Consider the following 22,822-nt stretch of genomic DNA (forward strand, 5'->3'; position numbering starts at 1 on the left):
GCAATCAGAGGGCAGGGCGCTTGGCTATGGCGAGACCAATGCCAAGCGCGATCAACGCGCCGCCTGACGCCTCCCGCAGGCGGCGGATCGCGCCTGAGCGCCCGGTCGCGCTTTCCCGGATTCGGCTCGCCGCAAAAGCGACCACGACATCGGCCAGCGTGTTGAGCGTCACCGATATGAAGCCGAGAACCATGAACTGCAGGGCAACGTGGCCGGCGCCGAGATTCACGAACTGCGGAATGAAGGCCAGGAAGAAGGCGGCCGTCTTGGGGTTCAGTGCCTCGACCAGCACGCCTTCGCGAAACGCGCGTCGCGCACCGACGGCGGGCGTCGGCGTCCCGCCTTCCAGCATCGTCTTCGCCTCGCGGCGCGCGGCCTGGAACGTGCGAAAGCCCAGCCAGACGAGGTAGACGGCGCCGATCAGCTTCAGCGCCGTGAACAGCTCCGCGCTGGCAAGCACGATTGCCGAAACGCCCAGGCTGCCGGCCAGCACATGGACCATGCCGCCCAGGCCGGTCCCGAAACTCGAGGCAATGCCTTCGGCGCGACCTCCGGCCAGCGTGCGTGCCGCGACATAAAAGATGCCCGGGCCGGGCGTGATCGCGAGCAGGAATGCCGCGGCGAAGTACAAGGCGAACTGGCTAAAATCCGGCATGACGAACTCGTCAGGGAATAGGGTTTCACAACGGAATGAGCGGCGCGACCTCGCGGTCCGACGGACGGTCGCTCGATGACAGGCCGGACACGACACCGGCGCGATCGGCCTCGTTGCGGTTCTGGCTCATCTTGCGCTTGCCTTCGAGCCGCGTGATCGGCATGCGCAGGCCGACAATGCCCTTCAGCTGCGACTGGATGAAATCCGCCGGCGCATCCGACACGGCCCAGGGCGCGGCGCGCTCGCCTTCATGCAGGTTGGTCAGGCGCGTGACGACCTCGAGCAGCCTGTCGGCATCGTCGAAGAACTCGATCGGCCCGTGGGCATGGACGGCGACATAGTTCCAGGTCGGGACGACCTTCCCGGTCTCCTGCTTGGTCTGGTACCAGGCTGGCGTCACATAGGCATCCGGCCCCATGAACATCGCAAGGGCCTCGCCCACCGGGGGCACCCGCCAATGCGGGTTCGCCTTGGCGACATGGCCGTAGATCACGCCATGCTCGCCCTCGTTCTCATCCAGCAAAAGCGGCAAATTCGTCGCCAGCGGCCCTTCCGCCGTGGCCGTAACCAGAATTGCCAGCCGTGCCGCGCGGATTGTGGCCCTGAGACTCCGGTGATCGTCGTCGCGAAAGGCGGGCGGTGTGTACATTGGCGAAACTCCTTGCGTTGCAGGAAAAGATGCCGGATGTCTGGCTTGCTTGGAATATCCAGTTTTGAAGGTTTTGTGTGGTCCAGTTGGAGCAGGATGGCGTCGCGCGGCGGATCATCGCGGCGATCAAGGAGCAAATCCACAGCGGCACCTATCGGCCCGGCGATCGGCTGCCGTCGACACGGGCCTTTGCCGCCGAATGGGGCGCCTCGCGCACCACGGTCACGGCCGCCTACAATCAGCTCGACGCCGAAGGCTATCTGATCATCCGGCATGGCCAGCGCGCCGTCGTTGCCCCGGGGCTGGAGCGGAAGTCTGGAAAGGCGCCCGTCGCGACCATTTCGCCGCGCAACCTCTCGGCCTTCGCACAACGGTTGCTGACCCTGCCTCCAACGGCGTTGGCGCAGCCGGCCAGGATTGCGGATTTCCGCTACGGCGACTTGTCCGGGGCGGACTTCCCGGTGCTGGCCTGGCGGCGGGCGTCGAGCAAGGCCATCCTGCGGCGCCCCGCGCGGCTGCGCTATGGCGATCCTCAGGGGTCTTCCGTTCTGCGCAACGCGCTCCAGGCCTATCTCTGGCGGGCGCGCGGCATCAATTGCACGACCGACCAGATCGTCATCGTCAACGGCTCGCAGCAGGGGCTGGACCTCTGCGCGCGACTGCTGCTCGATCCCGGCGACCCCTTCGTGATCGAGAACCCGGGTTATCTGCTGGCACGCCACGCCTTTGTGGCGGCGGGAGGCATTGCCGTCCCCGTTCCTGTCGACGCGGATGGGCTAAGGACGGACGCGCTGCCGCCGGCCCGTCTCGCCTATGTGACGCCTTCGCATCAGTTTCCGCTCGGCGGCGTGCTTTCGGCAACGCGGCGGCGGGCGCTGCTGGCCTGGGCAGCCGGCGCGGGGGCCTATGTGGTGGAGGACGACTATGACGGCGAATACCGTCACGACATCAGTCCCATCCCGCCGCTGCAGGCGCTCGACGCGGATAGCGTCATCTATGTCGGTACGCTGTCCAAGACGCTCTCGCCGACCTTGAGGCTCGGCTATCTCGTCGTCCCCGCCAGCCTGCGCCGGGCGTTCGCCGAGGCCAAGCGCCTGACCGACCGGCACGCGCCGATGCTGGAACAGGACGTGCTGGCCGAGTTGCTGGCGAGCGGCGCCTACGAGCGCCACGTGCGCAGCATCCGCAGGAAGAACGCCGAGCGCAGACAGGTCTTGCTGCAGGCTTTGACTGAACATCTGGGGCCAGGGGTCACTGTCGCGGGAGCCGATACCGGCCTGCATGTCGTCGCCTGGATGAACGGTATCGATGCCGGACGTGAACCGGCTATCATCGCCGCGGCGCGCGCGGCGGGGATAGGCCTCTATCCCGTGTCGCCGCTTTACGATCCGAGCGGGCCGCGACCGGAAACGGCCGGCTTCATTCTTGGCTATGCCGGGCTGGACTCGGATGCGTTGCGCCGCGGCGTTGCAGTGCTGGCCGCCATATTGGCCGAGCACCGCTGACGAAACCGACAGGTTCAGAAAATCTCGTTGGTGAGCCGCTTCACCGGACCGAGCAGAATCGAGCCGGTTGGCACGCCATTGTCGATCGGGATCGCCTTGCGCTCCGGCATGTCCTCTTCCGGCGCGCCGACATTGGCTGTCACGATGACCGGCGTCTTGGTCGGCACGCGGTCGTAGAGGTCGATGATGTCCTGGTTGATCAGGCGCACGCAGCCCGAGGAGACCGACTTGCCGATCGACCACCATTCGGGCGAACCGTGCAGGCGGTAGAGCGTGTCCTGGTTGCCCTGGAAGAGATAGAGCGCGCGGGCGCCGAGCGGGTTCTTCAGGCCGCCTGGCATGCCGCCATTCTTGGCGCTGTATTGCGTCAGTTCCGGTTGGCGCGCCACCATCTCGTCCGGCGGTGTCCATTTCGGCCACTTCTGCTTCCACTGCACGACCGCGTCGCCCGACCATTCGAAGCCGGCGCGGCCGAGGCCGACGCCGTAGCGGATCGCCTGGCCGCCCTCGCGCACCAGATAGAGGAAATGGCCGGTGGTATCGACGACGATGGTGCCTGGACGCTGTCCGGTCGGATCGGGGACGATCTGACGCAAGAATTTGTGATCGATCTTGTTCACCGGGATGGCCGGCAGGTCGAAGCCATTGTCCGACATCGCGCCATACATCGTCTCGTAGTCGCCGAGCGGCGGCTCGACATAGGCGGGCGGTGGCGGCTGGACGGGGGCTGGGGCGGGACCGGTGGTGGCGCACGCGGATACGGCGGCCGAAGCAGCACCGAGGGCTGTGAAATTGAGGAAGCCACGGCGGCTGATGCGGAAGGAAGCGTCTGACATGGTTGCCTTTTCTAGGTCTTAATTCGCAAGAAAGCATGAATCCGAAGGCTCATCGCCGGCGGCATCCATAACAGTCGGCGGCGATAGGCGGTTCCAATTCTGGCCTGAGGGTGGACAGAAAAAGGCGAAGCTGTGACCGCGCCACAGCTGTTGCGCTGCAGCAACAGCAGGCTCAGACGCCCGCCAGGAGACCTTCGAGCGAAGGCAGGATCAGCCCCGGCTGGAGGTCGCGGTATTCATCCGGCTGGTTGGTCCGGTTGATCCAGACCGTACGGAAACCGAACTTTGTGGCGCCGGCGATGTCCCAGCGGTTCGACGACTGGAACGACACCGCGCCCGGATAGAGCCGCCAGCCGGTGACCACCATGTCGTAGACCGACGGGTCGGTCTTGAAGCGTTTGACCTGGTCGACCGAGAACACGTCGTCGAGGATCTGGTCGAGCGCCGCGGACTTGACCGCCGCATCGAGCATTTCAGGCGAGCCGTTGGATAAGATAGCGAGCTTCGCGCCCGAGGCCTTGAGCGCCTTCAGCACGGCGGGCACCTCGGGGTAGCAGTCGAGCCGCCAATAGGCTTCGAGCAGTTTCGTTCGCAGCGCCGGATCGGCCGATGGAACCTTGCGCAACGCAAAATCGAGCGCCTGCTCGGTCAATTGCCAGAAATCGGCGTAAGCACCCCCCATCAGCGTCCGCACCCAGGAATATTCGAGCTGCTTGGCGCGCCAGATCTCGGAGAGAAGCTGGCCGTCCGGGCCGATCTCGCCGGCGTGGCGGCGCACGGCGGCGTGCACGTCGAACAACGTGCCGTAGGCGTCGAAGACATAGGCCGCATGATGCATATCTCAAGTTTTGCGGCGACAAGGCGCGCCGTGCAAGCGCTGATTGTGCCTAAGTATCGCTGGCCTCAACGATTTTCTGGCCATGTCGGTTGACGCCAACCGTCAAAGCGTCGTCCTATGGCAGTCCGAAATCACTCATTTGGACGGCGAACATGACACTGGCGGCGGCGGCGCAAACCGCGACTTGGACCTATGTGGACGGCGACTGGTACGAGGGCAACGTCGCTATTCTCGGGCCGCGCAGCCACGCCATGTGGCTGGGCACCAGCGTCTTCGACGGTGGCCGTTGGTTCGAAGGCGTGGCGCCCGACCTCGATCTTCACTCCGCCCGCGTCAACGCCTCGGCGACGGCGCTTGGCCTGAAGCCCTCCATGACCGCCGAGGAGATCGTCGGCCTGACCCGGGACGGCCTGAAGAAATTCGACGGCAAGACGGCGGTCTATATCAGGCCGATGTATTGGGCCGAGCATGGCGGCTATATGGGCGTGCCGGCCGATCCCGCCTCGACGCGCTTCTGCCTCTGCCTCTATGAATCGCCAATGATCCCGCCATCCGGCTTTTCGGTCGGCGTTTCGCCGTTCCGGCGCCCGACCATCGAGACCATGCCGACCAACGCCAAGGCCGGCTGCCTCTATCCCAACAACGGCCGCGCCATCCTGGAGGCCAAGAACCGCGGCTTCGACAATGCGCTGGTGCTCGACATGCTGGGCAATGTCGCCGAGACCGGAACCTCCAACATCTTCCTGGTCAAGGACGGCCATGTGATGACGCCGGCCCCGAACGGAACGTTCCTCTCCGGCATCACCCGCTCGCGCACCATCAACCTGCTCGGCGACTACGGTTTCAGGACCACCGAAAAGACCCTGTCGATTCGCGATTTCCTCGAAGCCGACGAGATCTTCTCGACCGGCAACCACTCGAAGGTGGTTCCCATCACCCGCATCGAAAACCGCGACCTGCAGCCCGGACCGGTGGCCAAGAAGGCGCGCGAGCTCTATTGGGAATGGGCGCATTCGACGTCCGCCGCCTGATCCATTCGAGCGTTTCACCATTTCACGCAAACGGTGAACGGCTCCGCCTCGTTATTTTTGCGCAATTTTGGGCGGAAAACCGTTTCGCACTTTTCCCGGAATTGCTCTAAAAAGTCGCTCGGCGCTCCGTTGTGGAGTTGCCCTGACCCATTCCAGACCTATCTTAGCTCGGTAATATCACCGGACTTTTTCCTCGAGGGAGTACCATCCATGGCTTTTGAGTTGCCCGCCTTGCCTTATGACTACGAGGCCCTGCAGCCTTACATGTCTAAGGAGACGCTGGAGTATCACCACGACAAGCACCACAAGGCCTATGTCGACAACGGAAACAAGCTGGCGGCCGAGGCCGGAATGGGCGACCTGTCGGTCGAAGAGGTCGTGAAGCAGTCCTTCGGCAAGAATGCCGGGCTCTTCAACAACGCGGCCCAGCATTACAACCACATCCATTTCTGGAAGTGGATGAAGAAGGGCGGCGGCGGCAACAAGCTGCCGGGTGCGCTGCAGAAGGCGGTCGACAGCGATCTCGGCGGCTACGACAAGTTCAAGGCGGATTTCATCGCCGCCGGCACCACCCAGTTCGGCTCAGGCTGGGCCTGGGTCTCGGTCAAGAACGGCAAGCTGGAAATCTCCAAGACGCCGAACGGCGAGAACCCGCTGGTCCACGGCGGCTCGCCGATCCTCGGCGTCGACGTCTGGGAGCACTCCTATTACATCGACTACCGCAATGCGCGGCCGAAATATCTCGAAGCCTTCGTCGACAGCCTGATCAACTGGGACCACGTCCTGGAAATGTATGAAAAGGCCAAAGCCTAAGCGATTTTGATGAAAAGCCCCGGCACGCCGGGGCTTTTCTTTTTCGGGCGGGAGAAACCACAAGGCAGCCAGCATAATCGTCACGGCGAAAGGGAATAATCCCGCTGCCGCGCCCGTTAACGTTCAGTCGCGTACTCTCTTCCTTCACCATGGAGCCAATTGAATGAGAAAGCTTGTCCTCGCCATCTCTATCCTCGCTCTTGCCGGTTCGGCCGCCTTCGCCGATCCGATCCAGGATCGCCAGGCCCTGATGAAGGAGCGCGGCAAGCTGGCCGGCCAGTTGTCGAAGGTCGTCAAAGGCGAGGAGGATTTCGACGCGGCCGCCGTGCTGACGACGCTGAAGGCCCTGCAGGCCAATGCCGAGAAGTTCGATACCGAAAAGCTTTTCCCGGCCGGCTCGGACCAGGGCGACACGACGGCCGCGCCGAAGATCTGGGAAGATATGGCCGGCTTCAAGGCTGCTGAGGACAAGTTCCTGACCAACGCCAAGGAAGCGGTAGCCTCCCCGCCGGGCGATGTCGATGGTCTGAAGGCGCAGCTCAACACCCTTGGCGGCGATTGCGGCGCCTGCCATCAAAGCTACAGGGTCAAGAAGGGCTGATCGCCCGAGATGGCCTGGCTGAAGAAGCTCGTCGGCGCCGTCATCGTGCTTGGCGGCGCCGCGGCGACGGCCGGCTGGGTCCTGTCGGCGCCGGCCAGGCTTGACGCTGCGGCCGTCGCCCAGCTCGGCCCCGGCGACGCCGCCAAAGGCAAGCGCATCTTCTACGCCGGGGGCTGCACCTCCTGCCATGCCAAGCCGGGCGCCCAGGGCGACGCCCGCCTTGAACTCGTCGGCGGCCTGGAGCTCAAGACGCCGTTCGGCACCTTCGTGCCGCCCAACATCTCGCAGGACCGGAAGGACGGCATCGGCGCCTGGAGCGAGGAGGACTTCGCCAACGCCATGCTGAAAGGCGTTTCGCCTTCCGGCGAGCATTTCTATCCGGCCTTCCCGTACGCGTCCTACGCGCGCATGAAGCCGACCGACATCGCCGACCTCTACGCCTTCATGAAGACGCTGCCGGCGGTTGCCGGCAAGGCGCCGGATCACAGGCTTTCCTTTCCCTTCACCATCCGCCGCGGGATCGGCCTGTGGAAGCGTCTCTATCTCAGCCCCGAGCCGGTGATAGCGCTGCCCGACGGCACGCCGGACAAGCTGCTGGCCGGGCGTTATCTGGTCGAGGGGCCCGGCCATTGCGGCGAATGCCACACGCCGCGCGATTTCGCCGGCGGTATCAAGAAGGGCGAGTGGCTGGCGGGCGCCGTGGCCGCCGAAGGCTCGGGCGTCGTGCCCAACGTCACCCCGGACGGGAAGAGCATCAAGGACTGGTCCGAGGCCGACATCGCCAACTATCTCGAGACCGGCTTCACGCCCGAGTTCGATTCCGTCGGCGGCGCCATGGTCGATGTGCAGAAAAACATGGCGCAGCTGACGGCCGACGACCGCGCCGCGATCGCCGCCTATCTCAAGGCCGTCCCGCCGCATCCGAATGGCTACCCGGCGCGCAAGCCGGCGAGTTGACCTCGCTTACGCTGCCGCTACCCCATTTTTACAGGTGGCGGTCGCCCAGGAAATCGAAGCCGTCTTCGAAGAAGTGGTTGTAGTTGCAGGTCAGTTCCTCGCCTGGCGCGATGTCGCGCAGCGCGTAGGTCTCCTCGGGCGAGGAGACGTCGCAGTTCGGATCGTCGTCGTGGTTCATGTAGCGCGCGTCGTCGGCCTCGAAGACGATGAAGCTCGGATCGTGCCGGTCCGGGTAGGAATAGCGGTCGAGATAGGATTTCACCGGGCCGATCTGGGCCTCGTAGGTGTCGACCGGGATCCGGCGGTCGAACCTTGGGTCGAGCTTCCAGACCAGCGTGCCCTTGGCGATGTGGCCCCTGGCGAAGACGCCGATGCCCTGGATGGCGGATTTGTCGAGATACGTGTCGACGAGCAGCATGAGGATCCTTGCGAGTGAATGGTCGCGGCCGGGAGAAGCCATGTCGAAAAAGGGCGGCATTGGGTAGCGCGCGCCCTTGCCGATTGCGAGTGGAAAATCAGGCCTTGCCGGTCACTTTCAAGGCATAGGCGTAAATGTAGGCGATCTCCTCCAGCCGCGAGAAGCGGCCCGACGCGCCGGCATGGCCGGACTCCATGTTGATCTTGAACAGCACCGGATTGCCGCCTGCCTTGCGTTCACGCAGCCGCGCCACCCATTTCGCCGGCTCCCAATAGGTGACGCGCGGATCGGTCAGGCCCGCCAGCGCCAGGATGGGCGGGTAGACGTGCCCCGCGACATTGTCATAGGGCGAATAGGCCGCGATCGTCTCGTAGTCGGCGGCTGACGCGATAGGGTTGCCCCATTCCGGCCATTCCGGCGGCGTCAGCGGCAGGCTGGCGTCGAGCATGGTGGTGAGCACGTCGACGAACGGCACCTCCGCGACGATGGCGCCGAAATGTTCCGGCGCCATGTTGGCGACCGCTCCCATCAGCATGCCGCCGGCGGAGCCGCCCTGCGCCACGATGCGGTCGTGTTTTGTGTAGCGCTCGGCGACGAGATGGCGGGCGCAGGCGATGAAATCGGTGAAGGTGTTCATCTTTTTCGCCCGCTTGCCGTCGTCGTACCAGCCATAGCCCTTGTCCTTGCCGCCGCGCACATGCGCGATGGCATAGACGAAGCCGCGGTCGACCAGCGACAGGCAGTTGGTGTTGAAGGCGGAAGGAACGGTGATGCCGTAGGAGCCGTAGCCGTAAAGAAGGCAGGGCGCCGAACCGTCCAGCGGCGTGTCGCGATGATAGAGCAGCGAGATCGGCACCAGCTCGCCATCGGCGGCGGGCGCCATCAGCCGGCGCGTGACATAGTGCTCGGGATCGTGGCCGGAGGGCACTTCCTGCGTCTTCAGGAGCACGCGCTCGCGGCTGCGCATGTTGTAGTCGAACACCTGCGCCGGGGTCGTCATCGACGAATAGGTGAAGCGCATCACGTCGGTGTCGTATTCGTAGGAGCCGGAAAGGCCGAGCGAGAAAGCCTCCTCGTCGAAGGAGATGAAATGCTCCTCGCCGCTGGCGCGCTCGCGCACGACGATGCGCGGCAGGCCGTCCTTGCGCTCGAGCCGCACCATATGATGCTTGAAGCCGAGCACCGAGAGGATCAGCCGTCCCGGCTCGTGCGGCACCAGTTCCTGCCAGTTGGCGCGCACCGGGTTGCCGACCGGCGCGGTCATGATCTTGAAGTCCTTGGCGCCGTCGGCATTGGTCAGGATGAAGAAGATGTCGCCGCCTTCTTCCAGGTCGTATTGCAGGCCGGTCTCGCGCACCGCCACCAGCTTCGGCTCGGCCGATGGATCATTGGCGGGCAGCAGGCGGTATTCCGACGTCTCATGGTCGTTGATGCCGATCATGATCCAGTCGTTGGCGCGCGTGCCGCCGACATCCATGAAGAAGCCCGGATCGGTCTCCTCGTAGATCAGGCGGTCGTTCTCGGGTCTGTCGCCGAGCGCGTGGAAGAACACTTTCGACGGGCGATGGTTGTTGTCGAGACGGGTATAGAAGAAGCCGCCATCGCCGGCGTCCCATACCCCGCCGCCGCCCGTATCCGGGATCTGGTCGGCAAGTTCCGTGGCGCTGGCAAGATCGCGCACGCGCAGCGTAAAGAACTCCGAACCCTTGTCGTCGAAGGCCCACAGCAGCTTCCTGTGGTCGGCCGAATGGTCGACGCCGCCGAGCCTGAAATAGGCTTTGCCCTCGGCTTCCGCGTCGCCGTCGAGCAGGATCTCCTCGGCGCCGCCGTCGCGCGGCGTGCGGAAATAGCGCGGCTGCTCGCCGCCGAGCTTGAATGACGAGCCATAGGCATAGGGGCCATCCTTCATGGGCACCGTCGAGTCATCCTCCTTGATGCGCCCCTTCATCTCGGCAAACAGCTTGCCGCGCAGGTCCGCGGTGCCGGCCATCAGCGCGGCCTGATAGGCGTTCTCGGCCTCGAGATGGGCGCGGATGCGGCCGTCGAGCAGGGAAGGGTCCCGGAACACGGCCTGCCAGTTGTCGGCCCGCATCCAGGCATAGTCGTCGCTGCGGGTGATGCCGTGATGCGTGTCGGAAACCGGGTGTTTCTCAGGGGTCGGTGGGTTGGCGGCCGGGAAGGCGGAAGTCAAGGCGGAAGCTCTGGTCATTACGTCTCGCTGCGGAATTTGCTTGAATGACGAATGAACACGCCGCTCGGCGGCGGTTCAAGGGGCGCGGTTCAAGGTGGTCTACAGAAGCTAAGTTGAAGGGGGAAAGATGAAATCCTGTGTTTCTACCGCAATGTCTGTTGCCGTCGTCGCGGCAGGTCTGGCTTTTTCCAGCCAGTCTCATGCAACCGTCTTTGCCGCCTGGCAAGTGGCGGGCGTGCCGTTCGGCGATACGCTCACTGCGCGAAAGTATCCGTCCAACGCATCGCAGAAACAGGCGGCGTATCCGAAAGGCACCGTGCTGCAGATGACCGGTCGCTGCACCGGCGGCGTAAACCTGCTCGATATCGCCCGCCAGCCGCAATGGAAGCAGCGCCAGGCGATCCGCTATCGCTGGTGCGAGATCTGGCACGACCCGGCGCAGAATGGCCATTTCGCCACTGGCTGGGTCTACGGCAAATATATCGCGCCTTACTGAGAGACCGGTAGCGCCGCCTTGTCGGGGCCTGGCCGGCAAGGCTGCGTCCTTGGGCGCTGTGGCGCACAGGATTCATCGTGCCGGCGCAACAGGCATCCAAGCATTGGCCAAGCATTGAGTGCCGTGTCGAGTGGCCATCGGATGTCTAACATATGGATGACCCAACGTCACGCTATGCTGGTCCGGTCAGAAAAATCTCGCGAAGTTACACGGTGCACGAATTTTTGAAGCTGAATCAGCAATATTTGATGAATATCGGCGAATATAAGTCAACATTCGAATTGACTTACTTGCAATGCGGCGTCATTAAGATAAGGCGATGCGAATCGCAGGCTTTCCTGCATGAAATTCGCGCGATGCCCGATCCCAGAAAAAAAGGGCGCAGTTTTAGAAACAACTCTCGTTGGGGCCTTAGCACTATGGAAATCGTCGAAACACCTTCGAAAAACGGTGATGCACTGATCGAGCTGACCGCCGATGTCGTCGCCGCCTATGTCAGCAACAACCCGGTGCCGGTTGGGGAACTGCCGAACCTCATCGCCGACGTCCATGCAGCGTTGGGCCGCGTCGGCGGCTCGCCGGAGCAGCCGTCGGCCGAGAAGCAGAAGCCGGCCGTCAATCCGAAGCGCTCCGTCCATGACGACTACATCGTCTGCCTTGAGGACGGCAAGAAGTTCAAGTCGCTGAAGCGGCACCTGATGACCCACTACAATCTCACGCCGGAAGAGTACCGCGAGAAGTGGGGCCTGGACGCCAACTATCCGATGGTCGCCCCCAATTACGCGGCCGCCCGCTCACAGCTCGCCAAGAAAATGGGCTTGGGGCGCAAGCGCAAGGGCCGTTGACAGGTCTCAGCTCGTCAAGCAGTTCGACGGCGCCCTCGCGGCGCCGTTTTGCTTTTTGGTGGGAGCGATATCGGCCGGATCAGGCCGTCTGCTTCAACGCCGCTTCGGCGTCGCGCTTGATGCGCTTGACCATCGAGCGCAGGCCGTTGGCGCGCTGTGGCGACAGATGCTCGTCGAGGCCGAGTTCCTTCAGCGTCGCTTCGGCGTCGGTGTTCTGGATTTCGCTTGCATGCCTGCCGGAAAACAGCGCCAGCATGATGGCGACGAGGCCGCGCACGATATGGGCATCCGAATCGCCCTGGAAGCTGATCACCGGGTCGGCGCCCGCTCCCTGCTCGGTGGTGAGCCACACCTGGCTCACGCAGCCAGGCACCTTGTTCGCGGCCGTGCGCTCCTCCTCCGGGAAAGGCGGCAAGCCCTCGCCGAGCTCGATCACATAGCGATAGCGGTCCTCCCACTCGTCGAGCAGGGAAAAGTCGTCGCGGATGGTCTGCATCGGGGTGGTCATTGCCCCGCATATAGTGACCCGGCCCGGCCGCGTCACGGAAAAAGAAAGACGCCGCGGGCGTCGAGAGGTCGGACGGGCCCGCGGCGTTAGAGCAATTCCAGGAAAAGTGCGTAGCGGTTTTCCGTTCGGAATTGCGTCGAAACCAAACACGGCAATTCCAGGAAAAGTGCGTAAGCGGTTTTCCGCCCGGAATTGCGCCAAAACGAAAAGAGAGCAATTCCAGGAAAAGTGCGTAGCGGTTTTCCGTCGTTGGGAATTGCGCCAAAACTGAACAGTCGAGCGAACGGCTGAAGAAGGTCTCAGTTCTTGGCGGTCAACATCACCGGAATGTTGACCTTGGCGGGCAGCACGATGTCCTCGGCGACGCTGCCGGTGGTCGTGACGGAGCCATCCGCGACCTTCGCCTCGGCCGCGCCTGCCTGCCCGGACTGCTGGTCGTCGATCATGGCCGCGGCGATCTTGGCCGTTTCCTTGGCGCGAACGGTAATGGTGTACATGGCCGATTTGCCGGTTTCGCAGACATCGGGCTTGCGCTCGCAGAGCCCCGCAATGTCGCCGACTGCCTCGCGCGCCGCAAACAGCGCCTGGATCGGTCCGACGCTCTGCTGGCCGTCCTCGCCCGGGCCGACGCCGAGCGGCAGCGCCAGGAGCACCAGCGAGAACCAGAAAGCCATCCTGATCAGAAAGCCCATCTTACTTACCTCTCATCCGGGATGGATGATGCATCCATCCGTGACGGATCATGCATCCATCGGCATGACCTCTTTTATGAGCACGATAATGGCACGGCCACACAAAGGACGGCTTGCATCGAAGCCGCGAATTTTCCTCAAATTTTAGGCAAGTTCGAAAGGAATTGGTTTTGAAACGGACTTGTCTCGAATCTCATCGACTTCATTAACTTTACGATAACCATATATCTCATTGTTATTAAACGGTTTTATTCATGGTAGATGTTAGCCGGATCGGATTTCGGTCCGTTTTGGCACAGGCCTCACAGCTAACCCGCCGTTTACCATGGCGCCAACTCGGCATGCTTTGCCGGCCCGGCGTCACAATATTTGCCCTGAGGCGGTCGCCGGCTTCGCCAGCCTTATCCATTCCTTAAACGCTGGATGCGAGTTTCAAGCCAATTGATGAGTCACCTGCCAGGCAGGGCGTTTTTTACCACCGGGTACGCGTGCGTTGAGTTCTATTTCAGCCAGATACGTTCAATTGCCTGGCGCGGTTGCCGCCGGCTGCGAGCGCATGGTTCACCCGACCGTGACGGGTGAGGCCGAACGCCTGCGCCAGCGTCGCTTCATCGGCGTCATGCTCGCCGCGCCCTTTCTTGCCGCGGGTGCCGCGGTCACGCTCGTCACCGCGAGTCTTGGCGCCGCCGTCACGGTAGCGGCGATCTTTGCCGCTTTCGGCCTGTGCTGGTTCGCAGCGCTCCTGGTGGCGGCCACCGGCCACATGGCGCTCGCCGGCCGCATGGCGGTCGCGCTCGGCGGCCTCGCCCTTGCCGGTGCCATCGCGGCGGCGGGCGGATTGGCCTCGCCGGTCACGCTGCTTGCCGTCGCATTGCCGGTCGAAGCCTGGTGGGTCTCGGGGTCGCGGCGCGGCGCGCTGTCGGGAGCAGTGGCGGCGCTTGCCGCCATCGTGCTGCAGCCTTTTGCCGGGCAGTTCCTGCCGCTTGGCGAAATCGCCGCGTGGCATTGGCTGCTGCCGTTGGCCTGGGCGCTGATGCTGGTGCCGCGGGCCGCCGCCTTCGCCAACCCGGCCGGCTTGCGGCTGGCGGAGCCTGCCGGCGATCGTCTCGAGGACGTCATCGACGCTGTCGTGCTGCGCGCCGGCCACCAGGGCGAAGTGCTCGACGCGTCCGCCAGGGCGCGGGCGACCCTCAAATTGGCGCCGGAGCTGCTGCTCGGCACCGGCCTTTTCGATCGCGTCCACCTTTCCGACCGCGTCGCCTATCTCACTGCTTTGGCCGATATGCGCGAGGGCGCGCCGAAGCGCCGGCTTGATCTGCGCATCCGCTTGCCGCGCGAGGGGTCTGGCGCGGCCGACAATTTCCGCCCGTTCAGCCTCGATCTGCTGCGCGGCGAGGTCGATCGCGACGTCTTCACCCTGGTCCTGCGCGAAAACGACGATGTCGCGGCGCTGCGCGAGGAGCTTGCGGAAGCGCGGGACGCGGCCGCGGCCGCCGAAGTGGCCAAGGGCCGCTTCCTGGCGGTGGTTAGCCACGAGCTGCGCACGCCGCTCAACGCCATCATCGGCTTCTCCGACATGCTGCTGCATGAGATGTTCGGCGCCTTCAGGGATCCGCGCCAGAAGGAATATGTCGGCCTGGTGAGGGAATCCGGCCAGCATCTCCTGTCCGTCGTCACCTCGATCCTCGATGTCTCGCGCATCGAGGCTGGAGCCTACGCGACCGAGCTGGAGCCGTTCCGCTTCGTCGAGGCCGTCGACATGTGCCGTTCGATGATGCGGCCGCTGGCCGACGCCAAGAGCATAGTTCTTGCCACGCAGATCGCCCCGGATGCGGGCGAGATCAATGCCGACCGCCGCGCCATACAGCAAATCCTGATCAATCTCGCCTCGAACGCGGTGAAGTTCACGCCGGATGGCGGCTCAGTGGTGATCGGCGCCAAGCGCGTCGGCTCGCGCCTGCATTTCTGGGTGAGCGACACCGGCATCGGCATCGCCGAGGAGGACATGGCCAATCTCGGCAAGCCGTTCATGCAGATCCAGAACGACTACACGCGCCGTTTCGAGGGAACCGGGCTCGGCTTGTCGCTGGTCAAGGGTCTCGTGGCGCTGCACGAAGGCACGATGTCGATCGAGAGCGCGCCGGGTGAGGGCACCACGGTGACGATCGGCCTGCCGGTGAACGGGCCGAAGCGGCGTTCCGGCGCGCCATCCGGCGTGCTGGCCATGCCGGCGGCCAAGCCGAAGGGGGATGCAGATGGGGAGAGGAATGGCTCGCTCCGCAAAACGGCCTAAGGTGGTCGAACCCGAGCGCGGGGTCCTTGCCGAGGGCGCGGTGGCCGTCGGTCAGCTGATCGCGAGCAATCCGGTTCTGGTCGGCGGTTCGACCGCCTTCCTGGTGACGCTGTTCTATGTCTCGGCCAACGCGCTCTGGTATCAGCCTTTTCCGCACACCAGCGCTTTCTTCGCCACCCGAAGCATCGTGAATTTCCCGCATACCGTCTCCGACGAACCGGAAACCACCATCAACATCGTGCGTCAGGCGCCTGTGCAGCCTGCGCCCAAGCCGGATCCGGTCGTCCAGCAGGTGCAGGGCATTCTGAAGGATCTCAGCTTCTACGACGGCACGGTCGATGGTCTCACCGGGCCGGCCACGCGCAAGGCCATCCAGGCCTATCAGTTGAAAGTCGGGCTGCCGGGCTCGGGCGAGATCGACACGGCGCTGCTCGACCAGCTTGGCGCCCGCCAGACCACGGCTGCCATCCCGCACCCGGCGCCGCGCCCGACCGACACGGCGGCCGCAACGCCGTCGGCCAAGCCATCGGTCATTCCGGTCTCGGCGCCGGCCGGCGACCCCACATTGTCTCCCGACGCCCGCATCGTCAGGATCCAGGCCGGCCTGAAGGCTTTCGGCAACAATGACATGCAGCTCGACGGCAAGGTCGGCGCCCGCACCAAGTCCGCGATCAAGGAATTCCAGGCTCTCTTCGGTCTTCCCGAAACCGGCGAGCCGGACGAGGCCGTCTATGTCAAGATGCGCGAGATCGGCCTGACGAACTGAGCGTCGGCGTCTGAAAACTGGGTTACTCGAGCCAATGCTCGGGATCTCGCATCCCATGAACAATTGCTACTGCTAAGAGGCCGTAGTCCATGGGCTCGTAGATAACGACGTATCGACCCTCTAAGAGGACACGTGCAGTGGCGCTCAACTCTGGCCGGGCAACACCCATCTTTGGATGATTGCAGGCGAGTTCCAGCTTGTCGAAAATTCGCCCGATGAGGCTGTCCGCCGCCCGTTCGTTGTCGGTCGCAATACGGCGCCAGATGTTCTTGAGGTCTTGTTCCGCGCGAGGTGTAAGTCGGTAGCTAGCCACGTTCCGTGCGCTCGGCTTTCAGAGCGCGGAGGAAGGCGCGGCGATCGACTTCCTGGCCTTCGCCACTCGCCATTCCTTCGTCGTAGGCCTGCTTCATTTGTGCGAGTTCTAGCACGCGAAGCTCCTCGCGGTGCTCCCACAGCCTGAGGGCCTCTCTGACGATTTCGCTGTTCGAGGCATAGTCGCCACTCTCGACCGCATTCTGCAAACGGGCGGCCTGCTTCGGCGTTAGCGATATCGTGAGCGTGCGCATTGCTTGGCTTTTCATCACTCATTTATAGCGTTTCTCACAAATCCTAACAAGATTTGTTAAAAAAGCCTTCTCTCGCACCAAGCGCTCGCGTGCATAGCTGAATCTCGCTAGACAACCTGAATGCCATCCGGAACCTTGCCATGCGCGTGACCACCGATCTCTGGGTCTCGGCCCTTGTCCGCCGCGTCTTCGGCGCCGGCGGCTTTGCCGCTATCGTCAAGCGCGGCGCGACCGAAGCGGGCGCCGTCTTCGTGCTGTCGCGCGGGCGTCTGGGGGAGGTGACCTTCTACGGGCCAGCACCGCAGACCAGCTACGATTCGGCCAAGCCCGACGATCGCTTCTTCGCCGTGCTCGGTACGAGCGATGACAGCTCGGCCTTCGATGCGCGGCTGGAGCGGGAGAAGAAATTCGATCCCGACATCTGGGTGGTCGAGATCGAGTGCGGGACCGTTCCCGCCGAGGAGCTGCTTTCCGTGAAGGCGGAGTAACCGCGTCAGGACGCCTTGAGGCCGGCGCTCGCCCCGTCGCCGTTCGAGGCTTCGCGGCTCTCCATGTCCACCGCATCGGCAGCATTGCCGCGGATCGCCCGTGAAAGCGCCTCGGCCTTCCAGGCGCGCACCTTGTCGAGCGCCGCCTCACGATGCAGCAGCCGATAGCGGTCGAGGAACAGGCGGATCGCCTGCGGATGCGGGAACTCGCCGGGATAGACCGCGACCGCGATCAGGAATGCCCTGTCTTCGCTGAGGTCGAGGGCCCGCAACGCCGCAAGCAATGCGGCATAGCTCGACTGCGCGGTCACCGAGCGGGCCGTCGCGAAGTCGATCTCCAGAGCGTCGGCCAACGCGGTCTGGAAGAAGGCCGCGTTCCCTGTCAGCGCCGTCTCACGCAACTTCACATAGGCCGGCTGGCCGAGGAAGGTGTTGATGTCTGCGGTGTCACCGGTCGGGCGCATCATCGAACGCAGGCGGCGCCGCGCGTTCTCCGTAGCTTCGCCGGGCGCTGGGCGGTCGGCGTCCGCCTTGGCTATGGGCTCCGGTTTCGGCGCAAGCCTGGTGACCGTCTCCGGCGGCCGCGTCTTGACCAGCGTCGGTCTTTCCAGCGCGCGGATCAGGTCGGCGATCGTCGGGTTGAGCTCCTTGCGGCGCGCAATGGCGCGTGCGTGCGGCAGCCCATGCCGGCCGATCAGCGCGATCAGATCGATGTCGCTCAGCGCGTCGGAGCGGGCGAGCAGGGGCGCTGCGATCTCGACCGGCTCTTCAGCCAGCCGCCGCACCAGGGCTGTCGGCGCGTAGTCGCATTCGGAAAGGGCGGCGGCGACATAGCGGCGCGACTCGACCGAGACCTCGTCGAACAGCGGCAGCGTCAGGTCCTCGAGCTGGGCGATCTCGCGGCGCGAAGGGCGCGTCAGCGAGCAGAAGGCGGACACGGCGGCGCGGAACAGCCTTTCGGCCTTTCCCGCTTCGGTCCGGATAGCGATTTGCCTGAAATCCGAAGATGACACGGAGGATACGCCCGATACTCGACACCATCCCGAACCCACGCAATCCGGCCCGGCCGGTTTCGCAACTCCAGGAAAAACAAACATCAAATTAGCCGCGATCCGTTAGCGCTCCGTTAACCCTCTAGCCCCCTTAATCAACTTTGGAGGCGTTGCGTTGTTGCTCCGGTCAAACCGAGAGGGAATGCGCGAACCATGGGCATGGTCCTGTCTTTTGTGCCGCGAGCGGCACCTGTAAATCGAGCAAGTCACGACACCAATACGGCGGCGGCGGTCATCATTTTCCCCGGCGTCCGTTATGAGTTGCATCCGCAGGCCGATGAGGCGCGGCGCGGTGAGGGCGGTTCCGACAGGCCGGGCTCTCCGCCACCTGCCAAGCCACATCACTGATTGGCTCGCCTTCCTCAGTAGTCCTGTAATTCGCAGGCGCTCTGCTCGAGGAAGCGTGACACGATTGGCTTCCAGCTCTCGTCCGGCACGAAGGCGCGGACGACGAAGATGCCTTCCTCGATCGGCGCCTCGACGAAGATCGCGCCCTGCAGATCCTCCGGAAGGTCGCGCCGCACGTCGATCATCTGCGCCGGCGTCAGCACCACGGCATCGAGCTTCTCGCCATTGGCGTTGTGATCGTTGAAGGAATAGATGTTGTGGCCGTTGCGGTCATAGACCGAGGCCGACCAGAACGGCACGTCGCCAGGCGCCCTGATCCGGACCAGCCCGTCCGTGAGATCGAATCGGCAGGCGGCGGCATAAAACAGGGGGTCGACCGATTTCACCACCGGCGCGCCGCCGGCCTCGGCGTCGAGCCGCGTCATCTTGTAGAGGTCCGAAGCCATCGCCAGCCGCGACCAGGCATCGCGTTCGGAAAATTCCGGCACCAGGAACAGCACGACGATGTGCACGATGCCGGCGCCGAGCAGGCCAAGGATCAGGGCGTGCAGCAGGCTACGCATTGCAGCCCGCCTTCAGGATGCGCGGCAGCGTGACGTCCGAGAGGCCGGTGCTCGAGGCGATCGGCGTGTCATAGAAGGTCAGCACGAAATACATCTTGCCGGAGCCGCCGGTCAGCAGCCAATTGCCGGGAGCCGGGCGATTGCCGACGGAGATGACGACGGAATTGTCGGGCCGGCGCAGCACTTCGTAGGATTGCAGCGCCGACCGCCTCGCCTTGCCCGTGTCGATCACGCCAAGCGACTGGTCGGCGGCATACAGCGTCCAGAAGCGGGCGGTGGGATAACCGCCTTCGATCGTGTAGGCGCATTCGCGCTTCAGCGGCTCGCCGGCATCGTCGCGCTCGGCGACGAAGGCAAGCCCCTCGGCCTGGCCGAGCGCCAGCACGCCCTCGCGTGCCACGCGCGCCTTGGAGTAGGGGTCGGCGGCTAAAGTCCCGACTTCGGGGAAAGCGGTCCATTGGCCGATGCGGATCGCGCCGACGCCGTCCTGCGCGTTGAGCGCATACCAGACGCTGTAGCCGCCGAGCCCGATGGCCATGGCAAGCGAAAGCAGCGTCAGGATGGCGTTCTTGAGCATGAGAGCCGCAAACAGAGGAGGTTGCCCGGGATATCGCGACGCGGGGTGCCGTGGCAAGCCGGCTTCACGACACGGCGGTCTTAAAGCGCCGAAAGCGTCTCCGGCAGAGCGGGCGCATTGAGCACCGGCGCGGCCTGGAAAGTCTTGGTCATGTCGCGCAGCGTCTGGCTGGTGCGGCTGGAAAGCACTGGCGGGCGTTCGGCTTCGGCCTGCGCCGCCGCCGCGTCGGCTTCCTTCTTGGCCGCTTCCTCGGCCTTGGCCGCGACCTCCGGATCGATGAATGGATGATCGAGGCCGGGGATCGGCTTCAGGTCGATATTCTGGTGCGCGTAGACCATCAGCCGCTGCCAGACCATCGCCGGCAGCGAACCGCCGGTCATCTTGTTGGTCGCGGTGAAGTCGTCATTGCCCAGCCAGACAGCGGCCGTGTAATTGCCGGTGAAGCCGACGAACCAGGCGTCACGATAGGATTGCGTCGTGCCGGTCTTGCCGGCAACGACGATGTTGGGCAACTGCGCGCGCCGCGCCGTGCCGATCACCGGCACCGCCGCCAGCATCGTATTCATGTATTTCAGCGCCTTTTCCGACAGCACGCGGTGCGGCGGCGGCGCGTCCTTGGCCCAGTCATAGACCACCTCGCCGGTGCGGGTGACAAGCTGGGTGATGCCGTGGCGTGAGCCTACGAAGCCGTTCTGGGCAAAGACGCTGTAGCCCGTCGCCTGGTCCATCACCGTCATGCCCGATGTGCCGAGCACCATGGTCTTATGCGCTTCCAATGGTGATTCCACGCCCATCGATTCCGCCATCGCCTTGATCGGACCGATGCCCAGGTAATCCTTGGCGAGCCGCACCGGCACGGTGTTGATCGACTTGGCGATCGCCGTGAGCAGCGTGACATTGCCGGCTGACCCGCCGCTGTAATTGTGCGGCGACCAATTGCCCCAGCTGACCGCGCCGCCCGAGACCACCGAATCCGGGGTGAAGCCGTGCTCCATGGCGGTGGCGTAGACATAGGGCTTGAACGACGACCCGGTCTGGCGCAGCGCCTTGGTGGCGCGGTTGAACTGGCTGGCGCCGTAATCGCGGCCGCCGACAATGGCCCGCACCGCGCCGTTGGTCTCGATCACCACCACCGCGCCTTCGGTGACGTTGTATTCCTTGCCGAACTGGCGAAGATGGAACTCGACCGACTCTTCCGCCGCCTTCTGGATGTTGGCGTCGAAAGTGGTGTGGGCGACCAGCGAGTGCTGGCCTGGCTTGGCGATCTTCTTGACCTCGTCGAAGGCCCAGTCGAGGAAATAATCCGGGCTCTTCAGCTCGCCGCGGTCGACGACGTCGGCCGGATGCAGCCGCGCCTGCAGCACCTGGCCCTCGGTCATGAAACCGGCGTCGACAAGGTTGGACAGCACGACATTGGCGCGGGCGCGGGCCGCCGGCAGGTTGATATGCGGGGCGTATTTGGTCGGCGCCTTGAACAGGCCGGCCAGCATCGCCGCCTCGGCAAGGCTCAGGTCCTTGACGCTCTTGCCGAAATAGAAATCCGCCGCCGCCTCGATGCCGAAGGTACCGCCGCCCATATAGGCGCGGTCGAGATAGAGCTGCAGGATCTCTTTCTTGGAAAGGTTCGCTTCCAGCCATAGCGACAGGAAAGCTTCCTTGATCTTGCGCTCGAAGGTGCGCTCGTTGGACAGGAACAGGTTCTTGGCAAGCTGCTGCGTGATGCTGGAGCCGCCCTGGACCACGGAATTGGCGCGCACATTCTCGAAGATCGCGCGCGACAGGCCAAGCACATCGATGCCGTAATGCTCGAAGAAGCGCCGGTCCTCGGTCGCCAGCACCGCCTTGATGACGATGTCCGGCATCTCGTCGACCGGCACGGAATCGCGCTGGATGATGCCGCGCTGGCCGATTTCGTTGCCGTAGCGGTCGAGGAAGGTCACGGCGAAGTCGCCCTGGCTGCGCCAGTCGCCGGCGGTGATATCGAAGGCGGGCATGGCGAGCGCGAGCAGCACCACGAAGCCGCCGGCGCCCATGGTGAAGCCTTCGCTCAGCACCTCGATGATGGCGCGGCGCCAGCCATGCACGCGGAAACGACGGGAAAAGATGGTCGCCGCTTCCCAGAATTCGCGCGCCTTGAAACCGATCTCGTACAGCGAGGAATCGAGCCAGGCGTCCACGGCGAGCAGCGCCGACGCGATCCGGCCTCTTCTCTTGCTTGGTTTCGAAGGACTCGCCATTCCAGACTTCCGCCCCAATGCACTTTCGCCCGGAAACTGCATGGGCAGTTCCGAGCGCCACCCCTGCAAGACTAATCGACCATTTTAGCACTGCTCACAAGGGCAGCGAAGCAACAGCACAAGCTTTGTTGATTGGTGGCGCCCTCGCCGCCGCGAACGGCCGACTATATCACCGCGCCGCGATGAAGCGCATGAAATGCGCCACATCCGCCTCGCTCGGCTCCTGGCCGGTGAAGGAGCGCAGATAGGCGGCAAGATGGCTGACGCGCGCCTCGACCGGTTCCTTGAGGTCGAGCACGTAGTAGCCGATCTGCATGTAATAGAGGACGCGGGCGCGGATGAAGGCATCCTCGCCGTCATAGCCGTGCCGGCGGTACATATCGCGGATGGCGCTGAGGCGCTCGTCGTCGGCCCGGTCGATCATGCGCCGCACGTCGTCCGAGCGCCTTGCCCATTCGCGTACGGCGAAATCGAGCCGCGGGTCGAACAGGCGCTCGTCGGCCCAGCATTCGAAGACGTTCATCACGCCCATGATGATGGTATCGGCCGGGCGGCGGGCACGCTCGACGATCGCGGTGGTGTTGGTTTCGTGCCAACGCGCAAGCAACTGGTCGAGCAGGTCCTGCCGGCTTTCGAAATACCAGTAGAAGCTCGAACGCGAGACGCCGAGCTTCTGTCCCAGCGTCAGCACGCGCACGCTCTCGATGCCGTCGGAAATCAGCGTCTGCAGCGCGAGATTGATCCAGTCGGCTCGGGTCACCTTGATATTGCCGGACGCCGGCTCGTCCCGGGGAACGGTCATGGTCATGACCGAACAAGTGGCACGGCGCGGAGCGGTGCGCAAGCTCTGGACAGAAGTGTCTAGACACATGTGTACGGGGCATGTATCTTGAGAGC

Annotated in this window: 25 protein-coding genes; 10 read left to right on the forward strand and 15 right to left on the reverse strand. The window is 64.1% G+C overall.

Annotation, left to right across the window (positions count from 1 at the left end):
• Positions 1-4: 4 nt before the first annotated feature.
• Entirely contained in the window at positions 5-655 is a 651-nt protein-coding gene (locus WDX12_RS20505) for a LysE family translocator (RefSeq protein ID WP_434721791.1), read from the reverse strand.
• A gap of 25 nt (positions 656-680) precedes the next feature.
• Positions 681-1,304 carry an FMN-binding negative transcriptional regulator gene (locus WDX12_RS20510; protein ID WP_434721792.1) on the reverse strand — a complete coding sequence of 208 codons (624 nt, stop codon included), beginning with the start codon at positions 1,302-1,304 and terminating at the stop codon, positions 681-683.
• 77 nt (positions 1,305-1,381) lie between these two features.
• Here WDX12_RS20510 and WDX12_RS20515 point away from each other — a divergent pair, with 77 nt between their 5' ends.
• Positions 1,382-2,809, forward strand: coding sequence for a PLP-dependent aminotransferase family protein (locus WDX12_RS20515; protein WP_434721793.1), 1,428 nt, complete (start codon positions 1,382-1,384; stop codon positions 2,807-2,809).
• Positions 2,810-2,823: 14 nt separating this feature from the next.
• Here WDX12_RS20515 and WDX12_RS20520 read toward each other — a convergent pair whose 3' ends face one another.
• Together WDX12_RS20520 and WDX12_RS20525 are read right to left on the reverse strand one after the other, a co-directional pair.
• Positions 2,824-3,645, reverse strand: a complete 822-nt coding sequence (locus tag WDX12_RS20520) for a L,D-transpeptidase (RefSeq protein WP_434721794.1) — start codon at positions 3,643-3,645, stop codon at positions 2,824-2,826.
• Between the two features lie 172 nt (positions 3,646-3,817).
• Complete coding sequence (locus WDX12_RS20525; RefSeq protein WP_320294893.1) at positions 3,818-4,483, reverse strand: haloacid dehalogenase type II; 666 nt, start codon at positions 4,481-4,483, stop codon at positions 3,818-3,820.
• A 152-nt stretch (positions 4,484-4,635) separates the two neighbouring features.
• Between WDX12_RS20525 and WDX12_RS20530 the strand changes: the two genes are divergently transcribed.
• The 4 genes from WDX12_RS20530 to WDX12_RS20545 all read left to right on the forward strand — a co-directional run bounded on the left by WDX12_RS20530 (position 4,636) and on the right by WDX12_RS20545 (position 7,885).
• Entirely contained in the window at positions 4,636-5,514 is an 879-nt protein-coding gene (locus WDX12_RS20530; protein ID WP_434721795.1) for a branched-chain amino acid aminotransferase, read from the forward strand.
• Positions 5,515-5,724: 210 nt separating this feature from the next.
• Entirely contained in the window at positions 5,725-6,327 is a 603-nt protein-coding gene (locus WDX12_RS20535) for a superoxide dismutase (RefSeq protein ID WP_434721796.1), read from the forward strand.
• A gap of 163 nt (positions 6,328-6,490) precedes the next feature.
• On the forward strand, positions 6,491-6,928 hold the full coding sequence (locus tag WDX12_RS20540; RefSeq protein WP_434721797.1) for a c-type cytochrome: 438 nt from the start codon (positions 6,491-6,493) through the stop codon (positions 6,926-6,928).
• Between the two features lie 9 nt (positions 6,929-6,937).
• Positions 6,938-7,885, forward strand: a complete 948-nt coding sequence (locus WDX12_RS20545; protein ID WP_434721798.1) for a c-type cytochrome — start codon at positions 6,938-6,940, stop codon at positions 7,883-7,885.
• A 28-nt stretch (positions 7,886-7,913) separates the two neighbouring features.
• Here the strand turns inward: WDX12_RS20545 and WDX12_RS20550 are convergent, their stop codons facing one another.
• Together WDX12_RS20550 and WDX12_RS20555 are read right to left on the reverse strand one after the other, a co-directional pair.
• Positions 7,914-8,303: an SET domain-containing protein gene (locus WDX12_RS20550; RefSeq protein WP_434721799.1), complete on the reverse strand. Its 390-nt coding sequence runs from the start codon at positions 8,301-8,303 to the stop codon at positions 7,914-7,916.
• A gap of 97 nt (positions 8,304-8,400) precedes the next feature.
• Positions 8,401-10,512, reverse strand: coding sequence for a S9 family peptidase (locus tag WDX12_RS20555; protein ID WP_434721800.1), 2,112 nt, complete (start codon positions 10,510-10,512; stop codon positions 8,401-8,403).
• 133 nt (positions 10,513-10,645) lie between these two features.
• Here WDX12_RS20555 and WDX12_RS20560 point away from each other — a divergent pair, with 133 nt between their 5' ends.
• Together WDX12_RS20560 and WDX12_RS20565 are read left to right on the forward strand one after the other, a co-directional pair.
• Complete coding sequence (locus WDX12_RS20560) at positions 10,646-10,990, forward strand: SH3 domain-containing protein (protein WP_320294900.1); 345 nt, start codon at positions 10,646-10,648, stop codon at positions 10,988-10,990.
• A gap of 419 nt (positions 10,991-11,409) precedes the next feature.
• Positions 11,410-11,835 (forward strand): MucR family transcriptional regulator, encoded by a 426-nt coding sequence (locus tag WDX12_RS20565; protein ID WP_027164827.1) that lies wholly within the window; start codon positions 11,410-11,412, stop codon positions 11,833-11,835.
• Between the two features lie 79 nt (positions 11,836-11,914).
• On the opposite strand, the gene WDX12_RS20570 is transcribed toward WDX12_RS20565, so the two are convergent.
• Entirely contained in the window at positions 11,915-12,343 is a 429-nt protein-coding gene (locus WDX12_RS20570) for a SufE family protein (protein ID WP_320294902.1), read from the reverse strand.
• A 299-nt stretch (positions 12,344-12,642) separates the two neighbouring features.
• Positions 12,643-13,035: a DUF5330 domain-containing protein gene (locus WDX12_RS20575; protein ID WP_434721801.1), complete on the reverse strand. Its 393-nt coding sequence runs from the start codon at positions 13,033-13,035 to the stop codon at positions 12,643-12,645.
• 556 nt (positions 13,036-13,591) lie between these two features.
• Here WDX12_RS20575 and WDX12_RS20580 point away from each other — a divergent pair.
• Positions 13,592-15,328, forward strand: a complete 1,737-nt coding sequence (locus WDX12_RS20580; protein ID WP_434725683.1) for a sensor histidine kinase — start codon at positions 13,592-13,594, stop codon at positions 15,326-15,328.
• Entirely contained in the window at positions 15,303-16,094 is a 792-nt protein-coding gene (locus tag WDX12_RS20585) for a peptidoglycan-binding domain-containing protein (protein ID WP_320294904.1), read from the forward strand. The genes WDX12_RS20580 and WDX12_RS20585 overlap by 26 nt, the downstream gene beginning before the upstream one ends.
• 22 nt (positions 16,095-16,116) lie before the next feature.
• Here WDX12_RS20585 and WDX12_RS20590 read toward each other — a convergent pair whose 3' ends face one another.
• Together WDX12_RS20590 and WDX12_RS20595 are read right to left on the reverse strand one after the other, a co-directional pair.
• Positions 16,117-16,407 carry a type II toxin-antitoxin system RelE/ParE family toxin gene (locus WDX12_RS20590; protein WP_320294905.1) on the reverse strand — a complete coding sequence of 97 codons (291 nt, stop codon included), beginning with the start codon at positions 16,405-16,407 and terminating at the stop codon, positions 16,117-16,119.
• Positions 16,400-16,660: a type II toxin-antitoxin system ParD family antitoxin gene (locus WDX12_RS20595; protein WP_320294906.1), complete on the reverse strand. Its 261-nt coding sequence runs from the start codon at positions 16,658-16,660 to the stop codon at positions 16,400-16,402. Before WDX12_RS20595 ends, WDX12_RS20590 begins: the two co-directional genes overlap by 8 nt.
• 140 nt (positions 16,661-16,800) lie before the next feature.
• On the opposite strand from WDX12_RS20595, the gene WDX12_RS20600 reads away from it, so the two are divergent.
• On the forward strand, positions 16,801-17,148 hold the full coding sequence (locus tag WDX12_RS20600; RefSeq protein WP_320294907.1) for a DUF1491 family protein: 348 nt from the start codon (positions 16,801-16,803) through the stop codon (positions 17,146-17,148).
• Between the two features lie 5 nt (positions 17,149-17,153).
• Here WDX12_RS20600 and WDX12_RS20605 read toward each other — a convergent pair whose 3' ends face one another.
• The 5 genes from WDX12_RS20605 to WDX12_RS20625 all read right to left on the reverse strand — a co-directional run bounded on the left by WDX12_RS20605 (position 17,154) and on the right by WDX12_RS20625 (position 22,733).
• Positions 17,154-18,161 (reverse strand): DUF2336 domain-containing protein, encoded by a 1,008-nt coding sequence (locus WDX12_RS20605; protein ID WP_434721802.1) that lies wholly within the window; start codon positions 18,159-18,161, stop codon positions 17,154-17,156.
• Between the two features lie 401 nt (positions 18,162-18,562).
• The gene (locus tag WDX12_RS20610; RefSeq protein WP_434721803.1) at positions 18,563-19,111 is read right to left on the reverse strand and encodes a DUF1254 domain-containing protein; all 549 of its coding nucleotides are present in this window, start codon (positions 19,109-19,111) and stop codon (positions 18,563-18,565) included.
• Positions 19,104-19,688, reverse strand: a complete 585-nt coding sequence (locus WDX12_RS20615) for a DUF1214 domain-containing protein (RefSeq protein ID WP_434721804.1) — start codon at positions 19,686-19,688, stop codon at positions 19,104-19,106. Before WDX12_RS20615 ends, WDX12_RS20610 begins: the two co-directional genes overlap by 8 nt.
• Before the next feature lie 80 nt (positions 19,689-19,768).
• On the reverse strand, positions 19,769-21,925 hold the full coding sequence (locus tag WDX12_RS20620) for a transglycosylase domain-containing protein (protein WP_320294911.1): 2,157 nt from the start codon (positions 21,923-21,925) through the stop codon (positions 19,769-19,771).
• Positions 21,926-22,094: 169 nt separating this feature from the next.
• Entirely contained in the window at positions 22,095-22,733 is a 639-nt protein-coding gene (locus WDX12_RS20625; RefSeq protein ID WP_434721805.1) for a TetR/AcrR family transcriptional regulator, read from the reverse strand.
• Positions 22,734-22,822 lie beyond the last annotated feature (89 nt).

Source organism: Mesorhizobium sp. RIZ17 (assembly GCF_051127865.1).
GTDB classification, from domain to species: Bacteria; Pseudomonadota; Alphaproteobacteria; order Rhizobiales; family Rhizobiaceae; genus Mesorhizobium; species Mesorhizobium humile.

What these genes read in the sequence shown, in the direction of transcription:
- WDX12_RS20505 (WP_434721791.1), bottom strand. Translation starts at nt 655, where the DNA reads ATGCCGGATTTTAGCCAGTTCGCCTTGTACTTCGCCGCGGCATTCCTG.
- WDX12_RS20510 (WP_434721792.1), bottom strand. Translation starts at nt 1,304, where the DNA reads ATGTACACACCGCCCGCCTTTCGCGACGACGATCACCGGAGTCTCAGG.
- WDX12_RS20520 (WP_434721794.1), bottom strand. Translation starts at nt 3,645, where the DNA reads ATGTCAGACGCTTCCTTCCGCATCAGCCGCCGTGGCTTCCTCAATTTC.
- WDX12_RS20525 (WP_320294893.1), bottom strand. Translation starts at nt 4,483, where the DNA reads ATGCATCATGCGGCCTATGTCTTCGACGCCTACGGCACGTTGTTCGAC.
- WDX12_RS20530 (WP_434721795.1), top strand. Translation starts at nt 4,636, where the DNA reads ATGACACTGGCGGCGGCGGCGCAAACCGCGACTTGGACCTATGTGGAC.
- WDX12_RS20535 (WP_434721796.1), top strand. Translation starts at nt 5,725, where the DNA reads ATGGCTTTTGAGTTGCCCGCCTTGCCTTATGACTACGAGGCCCTGCAG.
- WDX12_RS20540 (WP_434721797.1), top strand. Translation starts at nt 6,491, where the DNA reads ATGAGAAAGCTTGTCCTCGCCATCTCTATCCTCGCTCTTGCCGGTTCG.
- WDX12_RS20545 (WP_434721798.1), top strand. Translation starts at nt 6,938, where the DNA reads ATGGCCTGGCTGAAGAAGCTCGTCGGCGCCGTCATCGTGCTTGGCGGC.
- WDX12_RS20550 (WP_434721799.1), bottom strand. Translation starts at nt 8,303, where the DNA reads ATGCTGCTCGTCGACACGTATCTCGACAAATCCGCCATCCAGGGCATC.
- WDX12_RS20555 (WP_434721800.1), bottom strand. Translation starts at nt 10,512, where the DNA reads ATGACCAGAGCTTCCGCCTTGACTTCCGCCTTCCCGGCCGCCAACCCA.
- WDX12_RS20560 (WP_320294900.1), top strand. Translation starts at nt 10,646, where the DNA reads ATGTCTGTTGCCGTCGTCGCGGCAGGTCTGGCTTTTTCCAGCCAGTCT.
- WDX12_RS20565 (WP_027164827.1), top strand. Translation starts at nt 11,410, where the DNA reads ATGGAAATCGTCGAAACACCTTCGAAAAACGGTGATGCACTGATCGAG.
- WDX12_RS20570 (WP_320294902.1), bottom strand. Translation starts at nt 12,343, where the DNA reads ATGACCACCCCGATGCAGACCATCCGCGACGACTTTTCCCTGCTCGAC.
- WDX12_RS20575 (WP_434721801.1), bottom strand. Translation starts at nt 13,035, where the DNA reads ATGGGCTTTCTGATCAGGATGGCTTTCTGGTTCTCGCTGGTGCTCCTG.
- WDX12_RS20580 (WP_434725683.1), top strand. Translation starts at nt 13,592, where the DNA reads ATGGTTCACCCGACCGTGACGGGTGAGGCCGAACGCCTGCGCCAGCGT.
- WDX12_RS20585 (WP_320294904.1), top strand. Translation starts at nt 15,303, where the DNA reads ATGGCTCGCTCCGCAAAACGGCCTAAGGTGGTCGAACCCGAGCGCGGG.
- WDX12_RS20595 (WP_320294906.1), bottom strand. Translation starts at nt 16,660, where the DNA reads ATGCGCACGCTCACGATATCGCTAACGCCGAAGCAGGCCGCCCGTTTG.
- WDX12_RS20600 (WP_320294907.1), top strand. Translation starts at nt 16,801, where the DNA reads ATGCGCGTGACCACCGATCTCTGGGTCTCGGCCCTTGTCCGCCGCGTC.
- WDX12_RS20610 (WP_434721803.1), bottom strand. Translation starts at nt 19,111, where the DNA reads ATGCGTAGCCTGCTGCACGCCCTGATCCTTGGCCTGCTCGGCGCCGGC.
- WDX12_RS20615 (WP_434721804.1), bottom strand. Translation starts at nt 19,688, where the DNA reads ATGCTCAAGAACGCCATCCTGACGCTGCTTTCGCTTGCCATGGCCATC.
- WDX12_RS20620 (WP_320294911.1), bottom strand. Translation starts at nt 21,925, where the DNA reads ATGGCGAGTCCTTCGAAACCAAGCAAGAGAAGAGGCCGGATCGCGTCG.
- WDX12_RS20625 (WP_434721805.1), bottom strand. Translation starts at nt 22,733, where the DNA reads ATGACCATGACCGTTCCCCGGGACGAGCCGGCGTCCGGCAATATCAAG.